This is a genomic window from Curvibacter cyanobacteriorum (genome assembly GCF_028649475.1).
In the GTDB taxonomy this organism is placed as follows: Bacteria; Pseudomonadota; Gammaproteobacteria; order Burkholderiales; family Burkholderiaceae_C; genus Curvibacter; species Curvibacter cyanobacteriorum.
Genome location: NZ_JAQSIP010000005.1, coordinates 93,489 through 108,978 on the forward strand (window position 1 = coordinate 93,489; position 15,490 = coordinate 108,978).

Annotated in this window: 11 protein-coding genes; 3 read left to right on the forward strand and 8 right to left on the reverse strand. The window is 67.7% G+C overall.

The features are described from left to right. Positions 1-70: 70 nt before the first annotated feature. From PSQ40_RS12405 to PSQ40_RS12425, 5 genes are all read right to left on the reverse strand, one after another. Complete coding sequence (locus tag PSQ40_RS12405; protein WP_273951829.1) at positions 71-2,500, reverse strand: DUF1631 family protein; 2,430 nt, start codon at positions 2,498-2,500, stop codon at positions 71-73. Positions 2,501-2,529: 29 nt separating this feature from the next. Further along, positions 2,530-3,483, reverse strand: coding sequence for a protein translocase subunit SecF (gene secF / locus PSQ40_RS12410; RefSeq protein ID WP_273951830.1), 954 nt, complete (start codon positions 3,481-3,483; stop codon positions 2,530-2,532). A 74-nt stretch (positions 3,484-3,557) separates the two neighbouring features. Then, entirely contained in the window at positions 3,558-5,441 is a 1,884-nt protein-coding gene (gene secD / locus PSQ40_RS12415) for a protein translocase subunit SecD (protein WP_273951831.1), read from the reverse strand. Between the two features lie 126 nt (positions 5,442-5,567). Beyond that, positions 5,568-5,903 carry a preprotein translocase subunit YajC gene (gene yajC, locus PSQ40_RS12420; protein WP_273951832.1) on the reverse strand — a complete coding sequence of 112 codons (336 nt, stop codon included), beginning with the start codon at positions 5,901-5,903 and terminating at the stop codon, positions 5,568-5,570. Between the two features lie 294 nt (positions 5,904-6,197). Next, positions 6,198-9,791 (reverse strand): indolepyruvate ferredoxin oxidoreductase family protein, encoded by a 3,594-nt coding sequence (locus tag PSQ40_RS12425; protein WP_273951834.1) that lies wholly within the window; start codon positions 9,789-9,791, stop codon positions 6,198-6,200. A gap of 306 nt (positions 9,792-10,097) precedes the next feature. On the opposite strand from PSQ40_RS12425, the gene PSQ40_RS12430 reads away from it, so the two are divergent. Further along, positions 10,098-10,598, forward strand: coding sequence for an Lrp/AsnC family transcriptional regulator (locus PSQ40_RS12430; RefSeq protein WP_273951835.1), 501 nt, complete (start codon positions 10,098-10,100; stop codon positions 10,596-10,598). Between the two features lie 63 nt (positions 10,599-10,661). Here the strand turns inward: PSQ40_RS12430 and mltA are convergent, their stop codons facing one another. After that, positions 10,662-11,831, reverse strand: coding sequence for a murein transglycosylase A (gene mltA, locus PSQ40_RS12435; RefSeq protein WP_273951837.1), 1,170 nt, complete (start codon positions 11,829-11,831; stop codon positions 10,662-10,664). A 1-nt stretch (position 11,832) separates the two neighbouring features. Here mltA and PSQ40_RS12440 point away from each other — a divergent pair, with 1 nt between their 5' ends. Next, the gene (locus PSQ40_RS12440) at positions 11,833-11,970 is read left to right on the forward strand and encodes a hypothetical protein (protein WP_273951838.1); all 138 of its coding nucleotides are present in this window, start codon (positions 11,833-11,835) and stop codon (positions 11,968-11,970) included. An 89-nt stretch (positions 11,971-12,059) separates the two neighbouring features. After that, positions 12,060-12,701 (forward strand): OmpA family protein, encoded by a 642-nt coding sequence (locus tag PSQ40_RS12445; RefSeq protein WP_273951839.1) that lies wholly within the window; start codon positions 12,060-12,062, stop codon positions 12,699-12,701. Positions 12,702-12,778: 77 nt separating this feature from the next. Here the strand turns inward: PSQ40_RS12445 and PSQ40_RS12450 are convergent, their stop codons facing one another. After that, positions 12,779-13,408: a response regulator transcription factor gene (locus PSQ40_RS12450; RefSeq protein WP_273951840.1), complete on the reverse strand. Its 630-nt coding sequence runs from the start codon at positions 13,406-13,408 to the stop codon at positions 12,779-12,781. A gap of 37 nt (positions 13,409-13,445) precedes the next feature. Then, positions 13,446-15,488: a two-component system sensor histidine kinase NtrB gene (locus PSQ40_RS12455; protein ID WP_409338589.1), complete on the reverse strand. Its 2,043-nt coding sequence runs from the start codon at positions 15,486-15,488 to the stop codon at positions 13,446-13,448. Positions 15,489-15,490: the final 2 nt, after the last annotated feature.

Consider the following 15,490-nt stretch of genomic DNA (forward strand, 5'->3'; position numbering starts at 1 on the left):
CCACAACCTGCGGTGCCCGGCGTTCAACGTCGGCGCAGGCCAAGGCGCCGCGACCTGCCACCGCCTCGACTCAGTTGAGCAGGCGTTCGGGGTTGGCGTCGAGCTTGGCCAGGGCCTCGCGCGTGGCGCGCAGCGTCAGGGTTTCCTCTTCCTGCGGTACCAGCAGGCCAGCCTGCAGGTAAGCCGCCAGGCGGCGCAGCTGGATCAGGTAACTGCCGCCGTCGAGCGAGGCGAACAGGTGCAGCTGGCGGCGGTCGCTGCGCCAGGCGTACTGGACCTGGGTGGTCGACCCGTTGTGGTCCAGGGTGAACCACAGGCCTGGCTGCAGTTCGAGCGCCCAGGCCAGCATGTCTTCACTGGGCTGGCTGCCGCCACCGGCCACCACGGTGAGCGAGGTGGAGTCCACGCCCAGCATGACCTCGAGGCTTTCAGCGTCCAGCGGCAGCTCGTCCAGGCCCTCTTCGGTGACATAGTCTTCGAGGTGGGTCAGGCGTTTGGCCATGGCGTCGATCGTGGCCTGCGGGATGGCCTCGGTCTTGGACAGGAAGGCATCGGCCAGCGTCTCGCTGAGGATCTTGATGTGCGCTTCTTGCGCACTGCCGTTCACGCCCAGCAGGCTCAGCCCCTGGCGCAGGCGCTGCAGCAGCATGGGCAGGTCGTGGATCACGCGGGCGCGGTCGGCGCGGTTGGGCTTGGCACTGGCCGCCCACACCAGGTCGGCAGCGGTTTTCTTGAACAGCACCGTGGTGTCGTGCTGCGGCCCGCTGCGCACCGCCGACAGGGCCAGCACCTCGGACCACACCTTGAACAGGAAGTCGCGCACCTCGTCGCGCACCGGCATGTCCTTGAGCATGTTGCGCAGCTCGATGGTGTACTGGATGCCCAGCGCTTCTTTTTGCTCCACCTGCTGGGCCACCGACACCAGGCGCGAGGTCTTGCTCTTTTCGGTCAGGAAGCGGTCCAGGAAGCGCTGAAACTCGTCATGCACCAGCTGGAACACGCGGCGCCCGGTCTCCGGGTACTGCTCGATCACCTGCACCACGCGGCGGATCTCTGCTTCCAGCGCCGAGTCCGCGATGGCGTTGTCGTCAAAGCCCAGCACACAGGAGCCCATGCGGTCGATCAGCAGGCGCGCCGGGTGGCTGAGGTTCTCAAAGAACTCCGGCTCGGCCAGCGCCACGCGCAGCACCGGCACCTGCAGGCGCGCAAACCAGACCCGGATGGTGGGCGGCAGGCGCTCCTCGGACAGGATGCTCTGGAACATCAGCGCCACGATCTCGATCGTGGCTTTCTCGGCCGGGTTGGCGGTCTTCTTTTTGAGTTCGGCTGACTTCTCACGCACGGCCCCCACCGCCGCCGCGACGCCCGCCGCCGAGGCGTCGAGCACCAGCACCCCCGACAGCGGCGCGCCGTCCTGGCGCTGGTGCTGCAAGGGGGCGGCGGCCAGGGCCTGGGCCAAGGCCTCGCTGGCCGGGGCCGAAAACTGCAAGCCACTCAGGCCCAAACCACCGGCCACGCCGGTCGGCGTGCCGGCGGCGATCGGGGCACCGCCCGACAAGCCAGCGCGTGCCGAAGGCGACGCCACCGGGCTGCGCACGGTGCTGTCGCCCGCCAGGCTGCCCCCCACCTCGCCCACCGAACGCAACAGCAAACGCTGCAACTGCCCGATCAGGCCATGGGCACGGGCGCGGGCGCGCAACAGGGGGGTGGTGGCGGTGAGCAGTCGGGTGTCCTCGGCCCGCGCACTGCGGCTGCTGAGGCCCGAACGGGTGGATGCCAGGTCTTGCCCGGTGGACTGCAGCGTGGCCGACTGGGAGCCGCTGTCAAAGCCCAGCGAGGAGGGCGCTCGCTTGACGCGGGCGCGCAGGTCATCGTTGGCCACCACACCGCGCTGCGTGAGCCAGTCGCTGGCGCCGCGGTAGGCCTCGCGCAACTGGGCCGCCATCAGGCCCTTGAGGCGCTCAAACAGGACCAGCAGGCTGTCGCGCGACAGCTCGCACTGCACCCACTGCTCGACCAGCAGCTGGGTCAGGGTCTCCACCCGCAGCACATCGTTGGCGGGCAGGTCCTCACCCGCCTGCAACTCCTGCAAGCGGCCGCGCAGCTCACCCCATTCGAGGGCCACGCGCTCGGACAGGGCCGAGGCCATGCGCGAGGACATGATCTTGTTCTCGACCACGTCGTCACCCACCAGCTCCAGGCTCAGCACATCGAGCTGGCCGGCGCGGGGCGCCGGGCTCGCGGCGGCGGGCTTCAGGGCCCCCTGCCAGGCGTGGCGCAACTGGGTCAGAAACACGCCGCGCTTCTGCTGCCAGGCCAGCCAGGCGTCGCGGTGCGCCTGCATTTCGCGTGCGGTGCCGGTCTGGGAGGCCAGCGCCAGCATTTGGGTGTCGCTGGCTTCGGCCAGCGCGGGCAGGCCCTTGAGCAGCACATCGACAAAACGCTGACGCACCTGCAGCCCCAGTTCATGGGGCGGCGTGGGGGCAGCGTAAGTGGCCATGGGGGCTCAGCAGCAGGTCAGCGTGACGCTCAGACGGTGGCCCCGGCGTTGGGGTCGGAGGGGTCTTCGTCCTTGCGCACCGGGCCCTTGACCAGGTCTTCGCGCTGGATGCCGAGCCACATCGCGATCGCCGCGGCCACGAAGACCGAGGAGTAGATGCCGAACAAAATGCCGATGGTCAGGGCCATGGCGAAATAATGCAGCGTCTGGCCCCCAAACAGCAACATGGACAACACCATGATCTGGGTCGAACCGTGGGTGATGATGGTGCGGCTGATGGTGGAGGTGATCGCGTTGTCGATGATCTCGACCGTGTTCATCTTGCGGAAGCGGCGGAAGTTTTCGCGGATCCGGTCAAAGATCACCACCGATTCGTTCACCGAGTAGCCCAGCACGGCCAGGATCGCCGCCAGCACAGCGAGCGAGAACTCCCACTGGAAGAAGGCAAAGAAGCCCAGGATGATGATCACGTCGTGCAGGTTGGCGATGATGGCGGCGACCGCGAACTTCCATTCAAAACGGATCGCCAAGTACACCATGATGCCCAGCACCACCACCCCGAGGGCCTTCAGGCCGTCGTGGGCCAGTTCTTCACCGACCTGGGGACCGACAAACTCGGTGCGGCGCAGCGTGGCCTCGGCGTCGAGTGCCTTGAGGGCGCCCATCACCTGCTCGCTTTGCTGCGCCGAGCTGACCCCTTTTTGCGCCGGCAGGCGGATCATCACGTCCTTGGAGCTGCCGAAGTTCTGCACCTGCACATCGCTGAAGCCCAGGCCCGCGACCGAGGTCCGCACCTTCTCGAGTTCGGCCGCCTGCGCGTAGCTGACGTGCATCACCGTGCCGCCCGTGAACTCCACCGACAGGTGCAGGCCGCGCGTGAGCAGGAAGAACACCGCTGCAGCAAAGGTGAGAAAGGAAATCACATTGAACACCAGCGCGTTCTTCATGAACGGGATGTCTTTGCGGATCTTGAAAAATTCCATCGCTTTGTCCTTGCTAGGCCGCGCCCCCCGGGGGCGTCGACCAGATTCAGTCTGCCAGTTTCAGTCGCGCCGCGTCATTCGGAGCGGGTCAGGGCGGTGCCCTCGTCGGGGCGCCACACCGTGCCAATGGCCACGGACTTGAGCTTCTTCTGGCGGCCATACCAAAGGTTGACCAGGCCACGCGAGAAGAACACGGCCGAGAACATCGAGGTCAAGATGCCAATGCAGTGCACCACGGCAAAACCACGCACCGGACCGGAGCCAAACGCCAGCAAGGCCAGGCCGACGATCAGGGTGGAGATGTTGGAGTCCAGGATGGTGGCCCAGGCGCGGTCGTAACCGGCGTGGATGGCCGCCTGCGGCGAAGCACCGGCGCGCAGTTCTTCGCGCACCCGCTCGTTGATCAGCACGTTGGAGTCGATCGCCATGCCCAGGGCCAGCGCCATGGCGGCGATGCCAGGCAGCGTCAGGGTGGCTTGCAGCATGGACAGCGCGGCCATCAACAGCAGCAGGTTCAGGCCCAGTGCCAGGCTCGAGAAAACGCCGAACACCATGTAGTAGATGCACATGAAGATGCAGATCACCACAAAGCCCCAGGTCACGCTGTGCAGGCCCTTGGAGATGTTCTCGGCGCCCAGCGTGGGGCCAATGGTCAGTTCTTCGATGATCTCCATCGGCGCGGCCAGCGAACCGGCGCGCAGCAGCAGCGAGGTGTCGGTGGCTTCCATGGCCGTCATGCGGCCCGAAATCTGCACCCGGCCACCGCTGATCTCCGAGCGGATCACCGGCGCGGTCACGACCTCGCCCTTGCCCTTTTCGAACAGGATGATGGCCATGCGCTTGCCGACGTTCTCACGCGTGACGTCGCGGAAGATGCGCGAACCCTTGGCGTCCAGCGTCAGGTTGACGGTGGGTTCCTGGGTCTGGCTGTCGAAGCCCGGCTGGGCATCGGTGAGGTTTTCGCCGGTCAGGATGAATTGCTTCTTGACCACCAGGGACTGGCCATTGCGGTCGGGGTAGCGTTCGCTGCCAAAGGGCACCGGGGCGCGGCCGGTCTCAGCCGAACGGGCGTCCGAGCTTTCGTCGACCATGCGCACTTCCAGCGTGGCGGTGCGGCCCAGGATGTCCTTGGCCTTGGCGGTGTCCTGCACGCCCGGCAGCTGGACCACGATGCGGTCCACGCCCTGCTGCTGGATCACGGGCTCGGAGACGCCGAGTTCGTTGATCCGGTTGTGCAGGGTGGTGATGTTTTGCTTCAGCGCCATTTCCTGCACCTTGCGGGCGGCCTCGGGCTTGAGGGTGGCGCGCAGCACGAACTCGGCGCCGTCGGGGGCGTCGGTCAGCAGCAGGTCGGGGAACTGGTCGGCGATCGCGTTGCGGGCGGCTTGCAGGGTCTGGCTGTCACGGGCCTTGACCTCGACCACCAGGCCGTTGCGGGCGATGCCGCCGTGGCGCACGGTCTTCTCGCGCAGCAGCGAGCGGATGTCACCGGTCAGCGAATCGGCCTTCTTGGTCAGGGCCGCGGCCATGTCGACCTGCAGCATGAAGTGCACACCGCCGCGCAGGTCCAGCCCCAGGTACATGGGTGCCGCGTGCAGGGCGCTGAGCCAGGACGGGGTGCTGGAGAGCAGGTTCAGGGCCACCACGTAAGACGGGTCGCTGGCGTCCGGCACCAGCGCGTGCTGCAGGGCGTCCTTGGCCTTGAGCTGGTCGTCCGGGGTGAGGAAACGCGCCTTGATGGAATTGCCGTCAAAGGCCAGCGCGTCGGCCTTGAGGTCGGCCGCACTCAGCACGTCCTTGACCCGCTGCACGGTGGCGGTGTCGATCTTGATCGTCGCCTTGCCCGAAGACACCTGCACGGCGGGAGATTCGCCGAAGAAATTGGGCAGGGTGTAGAGCACCCCAACGAGCAACACGACCAAGATGATCGCGTATTTCCAGACCGGGTAACGGTTCATGATCGCGCTGATACCTGACTAATGAAAAAGAAACTGGTCTGACCACCCCGGGCTGATGCAGTCCAAGGGCGGGCCGGCCAGACAGGCAAGCGCAGAGGGCGGTTTGCCTGGTGGGCCATGGCCGGTTTACTTCACCGTGCCCTTGGGCAGCACTTGAACCACAGCGCTGCGCTGGATCTGCACTTCAACGCCGTTGGCCACTTCGAGGCCCAGGTGGGTTTCGCCCATCTTGGACACCTTGCCCAGCAGGCCACCCGAGGTGACCACTTCGTCGCCCTTGGCCAGCGCGTCAATCATGGCGCGGTGTTCTTTTTGGCGCTTCATCTGGGGGCGGATCATGACGAAGTACAAGACCACGAACATGAGCACCAGGGGCAGCATGCTGGTCAGCGACGACATGATGTCGCCACCAGCGGCGGCGGCGGCCGGGGCCGTTTGGGCAAAAGCGGAAGAAATGAACACAAAAGACTCCACAAGGGGTGACAAAAGACAAGGCGGACCCTCGCACCAGCGCCAAAGCGCAGGCGGGCGGGTGCTGGCAGATTGTAAGCCGGGACCATCCCCCTGCCCGACCAGGGATTTGAGCGCCGAACAGGCCTTTTTCAAGCCCTCGGGCGGCTGGGGCCCGGCCCGCTGCGCCCCGGGCCGCCTCGGGCCACGGCGCAGCGGGGCGCCCAAGCAAAACGGCCGGGTGTTGCCACCCGGCCGCTGAGGTCCCAGTCCAGTTGCCCCCGGGCGCGGCCGGGGGCTGCCCGTTCAGGCGGCCTGGCGGCGGACGGCGCCGTCCCGCCATTGGGCCAGCAGGGATTGCCAGCGTTGGCGCGCGGCATGCAGGTTGCGCTCCTTGACGTGGCCATAGCCCTTGATCTGCTCGGGCAGGCGCGCCAACTCCAGCGCCAGGGCGTGGTTGTCGGCGCTCAGGCCTCGGCACAGTTCTTCCATCAGGGCCTGGTACTCGCCGATCAGGGCGCGCTCGGTGCGGCGCTCCTCGGTGCGACCAAACACGTCGAAGGCGGTGCCGCGCAGGCCCTTGAGGCGCGCCAGCCAGCGGAAGCCGGTCAGCATCGACGGGCCGTACTTCTTCTTGAGCAACTGGCCCTTGTCGTTCTTCTGAGCGGTCAGCGGAGGCGCCAAGTGGTAGTTGATCGTGAAATCGCCCTCGAACATGCCGTTGACGCGCGCCAGGAAGGCCGGGTCGCTGTGCAGGCGGGCCACTTCGTACTCGTCCTTGTACGCCATCAGCTTGAACAGGTAGCGCGCCACCGCTTCGGTGAGCGTGGTCTTGCCGACTGCGCTCTCGGCCTGCTGCACCTGGGCCACGAAGTCCTGGTAGCGCTTGGCGTAGGCGGCGTTCTGGTAAGCGGTGAGGAACTCGACCCGGCGCGCCACCAGCGAGGCCACGGTTTCGCGCGGCTTGAACTGCAGCACCTGGGTGGGCGCCAGCAGGCCCTGCACCGCGGCTGGGTTGTGCGCCGCCTGACGCCCCCAGTGGAAGGCGGCCTTGTTGGCATCGACTGCCACCCCATTGAGCTCGATGGCGCGCGTCAGCGAGGCCAGACCCAGCGGGATCCAGCCCTTTTGCCAAGCGTAGCCCAGGATCATGGGGTTGACGTAAATGCTGTCGCCCATCAGGCGCGAGGCCACGCCGTCGGCGTCAAACGCGCCCAAGCCGGCGCCCACGGCTTGCTGGACCTGGGCCAGGCAGGCTTCGGCCGGGTTTTGCCACTCGGCGTTGCGCACAAAGGCCGCGGTCGGCGTGCTGTGCGAATTCAGGGCCACAAAGGTGCGGCCTTCACGCATGCGGGCCAGGGTTTCCTTGCCCGCCGTGACCAGCGGGTCGCACCCCAGCACCAGGTCGGCCGCGGCCACGCTGACGCGCGTGGTGCGGATGTCGTCCTGGCGCTCGGCGATCAGCACATGGCTCCAGGTGGCGCCGCCCTTCTGGGCCAGGCCCGCCGCGTCCTGCGTGACGATGCCCTTGCCCTCCAGGTGGGCGGCCACGCCGAGCAGTTGGCCGATCGTGATGACCCCGGTGCCGCCGACGCCAGCCACCACAATGCCCCACACCCCGCCGTGGGTGGCCGGGATGCCGCGCGGCAGCGGGTCGGGCACGGCGCCGAGCTCGAACGGCGACACCGCCTGGCCCTTGGCCTTCTTCTTGAGCTGGCCGCCTTCGACGGTGATGAAGCTCGGGCAGAAGCCCTTGAGGCACGAGGTGTCCTTGTTGCAGCTGCTCTGGTTGATGGTGCGCTTGCGACCGAACTCGGTCTCCAGCGGCTCCACGCTGAGGCAGTTGGACTGCACACCGCAGTCGCCACAGCCCTCGCAGACCAGCTCGTTGATCAGCACGCGCTGGGCCGGGTCGACCATCGTGCCGCGCTTGCGGCGGCGGCGCTTCTCGGTGGCACAGGTCTGGTCGTAGATGATGACCGTGGTGCCCTTGATCTCCCGGAACTCGCGCTGCACCGCGTCCAGGGTGTCACGGTGCTGGATCGCGATGCCCGCGGGCAGGCCTCGCACGCCGGCGTACTTCTCGGGCTCGTCGGTGACGATGGTGATCTTTTGCGCCCCTTCGGCGCGCATGCTCTGCGCGATCTGCAGCACCGAGTGGCCCTCGGGGCGCTCACCGACCTGCTGGCCACCGGTCATGGCCACGGCGTCGTTGTAGAGGATCTTGTAGGTGATGTTGACCCCCGCGGCAATGCTTTGGCGCACCGCCAGCAAGCCGCTGTGGAAGTAGGTGCCGTCACCGAGGTTGGCAAACACATGCTGCTCGGTGCTGAAGGGCTGCTGGCCCGTCCACGGCACGCCTTCGCCGCCCATCTGGGTGAAGCCGACCGTGCTGCGGTCCATCCAGGTGGCCATGAAGTGGCAACCGATGCCGGCCATGGCACGCGAGCCCTCGGGCACCACGGTGCTGGTGTTGTGCGGGCAACCCGAGCAGAACCAGGGCTGGCGGTCCGCCCCTTGCACGCCATTGACCTCGATCACCTGCATCGAACGTTGCTTGGCCTCCAGCAGGGCCAGTTGGGTCTGCACCCGCTGCGCCAGGTCACTGCCCGCGGGCAGCATGCCCAGGCGCTGCAGGCGCTTGGCGATGGCGCTGGCGATCAGCGCCGGCGACAGGTCGGCATTGGCGCGCAGCAAGGTGTTGGCCGTGGGGTTGGGGCGGGCCCATTCGCCACCGCTGAAGTCGCCCTCGCCCTCGTCGAACTTGCCCACCACATTGGGGCGCACGTCGGGACGCCAGTTGTAGAGCTCTTCCTTGAGCTGGTATTCGATGACCTGGCGCTTCTCTTCGACCACCAGGATCTCTTGCAGGCCGGTGGCGAACTCCCGCGTCAGCTGCGCCTCGAGCGGCCAGACCACGCCCACTTTGTGCAGGCGGATGCCCAGGGCGCGGCACGCGTCTTCGTCGAGGCCAAGGTCGACCAGCGCCTGGCGCATGTCGTTCCAGGCCTTGCCGCTGGCCATGATGCCGAGGCGGTCGTTCGGGCCCTGCACCGCGGTGTAGTTGAGGCGGTTGGCGCGGATGTAGGCCAGCGCGGCGTACCACTTGGTGTCGAACAGACGCGCTTCCTGGTCCAGCGCATGGTCGGGCCAGCGGATGTGCACGCCGCCCGGCGGGATCTCGAAGTCGGTCGGGATCTGGATCTGCACCCGGTCGGGGTCGATCATGGCGGTGGCGCTGGACTCGACGATCTCCTGGATGGTCTTCATGCCCGACCAGACGCCGGCGTAGCGGCTCAGTGCAAAGGCGTGCAGGCCCAGGTCCAGGATCTCCTGCACCGTGGACGGGAAGAACACCGGGAAGCCGCAGGCCTTGAAGATGTGGTCGCTCTGGTGCGCCGCGGTGGAGCTTTTGGAGATGTGGTCGTCACCGGCCACCGCGATCACCCCACCCCAGGGCGTGGTGCCGGCCATGTTGGCGTGCTTGAAGACGTCGGAGCAGCGGTCCACGCCCGGGCCCTTGCCGTACCAGATGCCGAACACACCATCGAACTTCTGCGTGCCCTGGGGCGCAAAGCCCAGTTGCTGCGTGCCCCACAGCGCGGTGGCGGCCAGCTCTTCGTTGACGCCCGGCTGGAACACGATGTTCTGCGCCTTGAGGAAGGGGCTGGCCTTCCACAGCGCCTGGTCGTAGCCGCCGAGCGGCGAGCCCCGGTAGCCGCTGATGAAGCCCGCGGTGTTCTTGCCCTGCTGGGCGTCGCGCAGGCGCTGCAGCATGGGCAGCTTGACCAGGGCCTGCACCCCGCTCATGAAGGCGCGACCGTAGTCCAGACTGTATTTGTCGTCCAGGGTCACCGTCTCCAGCGCGCGGCGAATGTGGTCGGGTAGGGGGGCGTTCATCGTTGTCTCCTGCGCGGCATCGGGGGTCGCCGCTTGTTGCTTTTCTGACGTCGGTCCAGGCGGTCTGGCCCGACGTGGCGAAGTTCAAATGAGTGTATGCGGGGCGCCCGGATATGTCTTTGCGTTCTATTCCCTCAAAACGGCATTAAAAGATCAAATCTTTCTCGTTCTGCAAATTGAAGAAAGATTCATCCAACTCAAGGGTTTTCACGGCAATGCAACTTTGTATGATGCGGGCCTGGACGAGCCCGCTGGCGCGCCCTGACCGCCCCCTCGCCCCCGCCAACCCCGAAGCTGCCGCACACCATGGACACCCTGGACAAATTCGACATCGCCATCCTCAGCGAACTGCAGGCCGACGCGCGCCTGACCAACGCCGAACTGGCCCAGCGCGTGGGCCTGTCGGCGGCACCGTGCTGGCGCCGCGTGCGGGCGCTGGAAGAAGCGGGTTTCATCAAGGGCTACCGCGCCGAGATCGACCGCCACAAGATCGGACTCGGGGTGCTGGCCTTTGTGCGGCTGGACGCCGAGCGCAACACCGGAGACGCCACCAAGCGACTGGAGGACGCGGTGCGCGAGCTGCCCGAGGTGATCTCCTGCCACTACATCAGCGGCACCGGCACCTTCGAGCTGCAGGTGGTGGCACAGGACCTGGACAGCTTCTCGCGCTTCGCGCTCAAGAGCCTGATCAACCTGCCCAATGTGAAGGACCTGCACACCAGCTTTTCACTCGGCGAGGTCAAGGCCAGCAGCGCCCTGCCGCTGGGCCACCTGCGGCCGCAGGGCAAGGCCCACCCGCCGCGCTGAGGGCGCCGCCGCCGTGCAGGCGGGCGGGCAGGGCACGCCCTGGCCCCGAAAGGGTCGACCGGGTCAGCGCGGCCAGAGCGCCCACAGGCGCAGCGGCTGCTTGAGGCGACCGGCCAGCTCGCCCGCGTCAGCGCCCCAACCCGCGAAGTAGTCGGCCCGCACCGGCCCGATGATGGCGCTGCCCGTGTCCTGGGCCATCACCAGGCGCTGCAGCTGCGCCGTCGGGCCGCTGGACACCAGCCAGACCGGCGTGCCATAGGGGATGTTCTGGCGCTCCACCGCGATCGAACGCCCGGGCGTCAGCTCCACCCCCTGGGCGCCGCGCGGGCCCTGCGTGGGGTCGGTGCCGGACAAGGCTTCTTCCTTGAAGAACACATAGCGCGGGTTGCTCCACAGCAACTCGGTGCTGCGCTGCGGGTTCTGCGACAGCCACTGGCGGATGCCGGGCCAGGTGGCGTCACGGGTCAGGTTCTGGTCCAGCAGCCAGCGACCGATGCTCTTGTAGGGCTGGTCGTTGGTGGCGGCAAAAGCCAGCCGCACCATGCGCTGGCTGCCGTCGGGCTCGGTGATGCGCAGGCGCCCCGAGCCCTGGATGTGCAGCACCATGGCCTCGACCGGGTCGGCGATCCAGGCGATCTCGCGCCCGCGCAGGGCGGCCTGGGCCTCGGGCAGGGACTCGATCTCCTGCCGCGTGTACCAGGGGCGGCGCTGGCCCAGGCTGGCCGGGGCGCGGTACAGGGGCACGCCGAAGCCCTTGGTGGGCAGGCGGCTGGCCGGAATCACCGGTTCGTAATAGCTGGTCAGCAAGCCTTCGGCCTGGCCCTCCAGCGACTCGACCCGGTGCGGTTGCAGGCGGCGCACCATCCAGGCGCGTTGCTCGGCCGCACTGGCGATGCTGAGTTGGCGCACCTCGGCGCACAGGGGGGCAAACACCGGCCCGGGGCGCTCGCAGCTCTTGATCCAGGCGGTCCAGGCCTCGAACAGGTTGTCTTCGTTGAAGCCCGGCAACTCGGCCCAGCGCACCGGGACCCAGCGGCTGTTGCCCTGCACCCGGGGGGCGGGCAAGGGCTGGGTGTCTTGCCAGGGGTCCGTCCCTGCCACCTCGGGAGCGGGCGCGGTGGGCGTGGCTTCACCCGGGCGGGCCGGGCTGTCGGCTTCGGGCAGGCGGCTGGCACACGAGGCCAACATTCCTACAATGAGCGCCATCACGGCGTGCCACAGGAGTCTTTTCATCATGGGTCTGATTTTGCTTGAAGCCCTGCTGGCCTTGCTGGTGCTGGTGCTGATTGTGTGGTGGACCATGTTCTCGGGTCGCCAGAAGGGCGAACTGCCACCGCCCACCGACGACGACACAGATTCTCACAAAAAGTAAAGCCCCGCGACATCGACAAGCCGGGGCTTCTGGCTTACAAGGACAGTCTCAACCTGGCGGCACAAGCCGCCCACTACGGGAGACTGACCATGAAAAGGACTTTGCTTGCTGCCCTGGCGGCGGCCACCCTGCTTGGCGCCTGCGCCGACATGAGCGAAACCCAGCGCCGCACTGGCACCGGGGCAGGCGTCGGGGCCCTGGCGGGCGCCGTGCTGAGCTCGGCCACGGGCGGCAGCGCGGGCACCGGAGCGGTGATCGGCGCGGGCATTGGCGCCCTCGGCACCTACATCTGGTCGCGCCACATGGACGAACAGAAGAAGGCCATGGAGCAAGCCACCCAAGGCAGCGGTGTGACGGTGACGCAAACCGCCGACAACCAGCTGCAGCTGAACATCCCCAGCGACATCTCCTTTGACACCGGCAGCGCCGCCATCAAGGCCGATCTGCGCCCCATCCTCGACCAGTTTGCGACCAGCCTGCGCAACAACCCACGGGCCGAAGTGCGCATCGTGGGCCACACCGACAGCTCGGGCAGCGACGCCGTGAACCGGCCGCTGTCCGAGGACCGCGCGGCCAGCACGCGCGACTACCTCGCCGCGCGCGGTGTGGCATTTGAGCGCATCCAAATCGAAGGCCGTGGCGCCAGCCAACCCGTGGCGAGCAACGACACCGCCGCCGGGCGGGCGCGCAACCGGCGGGTGGAGATTTTTGTCGGCGAACGCGCCAGCTGAGCCCCCCGGGAGCGGCCAAGGTGGCCGCGGGCTGAGCCCCCCAGTGGGGACTGACGGCCGCCGGCGGCAGCGCGCCCTCAGTCCAAGCTGCGCAGCAGGTTGGCGAGTTCCACCGCCGACTTGACGCTCATCTTGTCGAACACACGCGAGCGGTGCACCTCGACCGTGCGCACGCTGATGTCTAGCTGATCGGCGATCAGCTTGTTGGGCAGACCCTCGACCACCAGGCGCATCACATCGCGCTCGCGCTCGGTCAGCTCGGTGAGCCGGGTTTGCAGGCCCACGCGTTGCCGCCGCATGGCCAGCACCTCGGCCGAGCGCCGCAAGGCCTGCTCGATGCGGTCCACCAGCGCGTTGTCGGAAAACGGCTTCTCACAGAAGTCAAACGCCCCGCGCTTGACCGAATCCACCGCCGTCGGCACGTCGGCATGACCGGTCAAGAAAATCACCGGCATCGCGTCCTGCAAGCCGCGCTCGATGAGCTGCTCAAACAAGGCCAGCCCACTCATGCCGGGCATGCGAACGTCCAGCAACAGGCAGCAGGGCTGGGTCGGCGCGGGCCGCGACTGCAGCACCCGGTCAAAGGCCTCGGCGCTGTCAAACACCTCGCTGAGCAATCGGCGTGAGCGCAGCAGCCAGGCCAGCGCGTCACGCACGCCAGCGTCGTCATCCACGATGTAAACAGTTGCGTCGAGCGAGGGTTCCATGGGCTTTGAGCGGTTGGGCAGTGCGTTGGCGCCGTGGTCAGGGCGCCGGGTTTTTCTTGACGGGCAGGGTGAACCTGAAGATCGTACCGTTTGGCGACAGGCGCTCGAAACCCAGGTAGCCACCGTGCTGCTCCACCACGGTGCGGCACAGGCTCAGCCCCAGGCCCATGCCCTCGGCCTTGGTGGTGAAGAACGGCGTGAACAGCTGCTGCCCGACCTCCTCGGAGATGCCCGCGCCCTGGTCGGCCACCGACCATTCCAGCCAGCCGTTGGCCTCGTTGGAGGCGGCCTTGCGGGCCTGAATGCGCAGCACCCGCTCGCGGATGTCGGGCTGGTCCATGGCCTGCATGCCGTTGCGCGCCAGGTTCAGCAGCACCTGCTCGACCATGGTGCGGTCGCACATCACCTCGGGCAGGTTCGGTTCGATGTCGGTCACCACGCGCACCCCGAGCTTGCGGGCCTGCAAGGTCACCAGCGGCATGATGGCCTCCAGCAGGCGGCGCGCCGGCACGGCCTCGCGCGCCTGGTCGCGGCGGCGCACAAAGTCGTGCACGCTCTTGATCACGCGGCCCGCGCGTTCGGCCTGCTCGGCGATGCGGCGCAGCGCCATCTCGATGTCGGGCGTGACCGTGCTGTCGCCCTGGCGCAGCAGGTTCATGGAACCGGTGGCGTAGCTCGAAATGGCCGCCAGCGGTTGGTTGAGTTCGTGGCTCAGCAGGGACGCCATCTCGCCCACCGTGGCAAGGCGGGCGGTGGCCTGCAGGCGCTCTTGCGAGGCGCGCGACAGCTCCTCGATGCGGCGTTGCTCGCTGATGTCGAGGAAGGCGCTCATCCAGCCGGTCTGCAGGCCCTGCGCGTTGATCAGCGGGGCCTCGATCACCAGCACCGGGAAGCGGCTGCCGTCCTTGCGCATGAAGACCGATTCAAACCCCTCGCGCGGCGGCACGTTGCCAGCCAGGCGAATGGCCTGGCGCTGCTCGTACTCGCTGACCAGGTCGGGCGGCCAGTACGGCGCGGGCATGCCATGGCCCAACAGCTCCTCGAGCTCAAAACCCACCATCTGGCAGAAGGCCGGGTTGACGTAGGTGATGTGCCCCTGCAGGTCGCGCGCGCGCAGGCCGGTGACCAGCGAGTCCTCCATGGCCTTGCGGAAGGCCAGCGCATCGGCCAGGTCGCGCTCGGCGGCCAGGCGGCGGCGGGTGTCCTTGGCCAGCAGCACCAGCACCGACACCAGCGCAATCGCCATCGCGGTGACCAGCGCGGTCATGACGTTGGGGAACAGGCTCGGGGCGCTGTGCCAGCTGTCCAGGCGCAGCACCAGGGTGTTGCCGGGCAGGTCCAGCAGCTGCTGGGCGGTGAACATGCGCGTGCCGCGGCGCGCCGACCCGTGCAGCGCCAGGCGCGTGCCATCGGCCTCGGTGAACGAAATCTCCTGGCTGCGCGCCAGCTGACGGCCCACCAGGTTGGCCAGCACCTCCTGCAAGGCGTAGGTGGCCAGCACATAGCCCGACACCCGGCCTGCGTTGATCAGGGGCATGCACAGCTCGACCACTTCAAGCCCCAGGCCATCGAGGCGCGGCACAAAGTAGGAGCTCGAATACGCCGGCCCATTGAAGCGCCGCGCCGTGGCACAGGCCAGGGACACATCGGTCTGCGCGCTCTCGCGCCCGCTGCGGTCAAACAGCTTGCTGCGGTAGGGGGTGTCGACCTGGGACAGCACCTGCAGGTGGCTGTCACGCCACTCGATGCGCACGATCTCGCGGTGCTCGCGCAACAGCTCCCCCGCCTCGATGGCCCAGGACGCCGGGGTCGGGTTGCTGGCCTGCAGCGCCTGCAGGCTTTGCACATTGCGGGTCAGGCCGCCCCGGATGTCGCCCAGCGCGTCCGAGGTGTCGCGGTCGATGCGGGCCTGCACCTGGCTGGCCTCGTAGCGCCCGGCCAGGTAGACCATCACCCCCAGCATCAACAACACCAGCACGGCCAGCAGCAGCCAAAGGGTCCAGCGGCGCCAGCCCAAGGGCAGCAGGCGGGCCAGGCCGGTTTCCGGGGGACGACTGGGCAACAGGGTCGAGTTCGGCACGG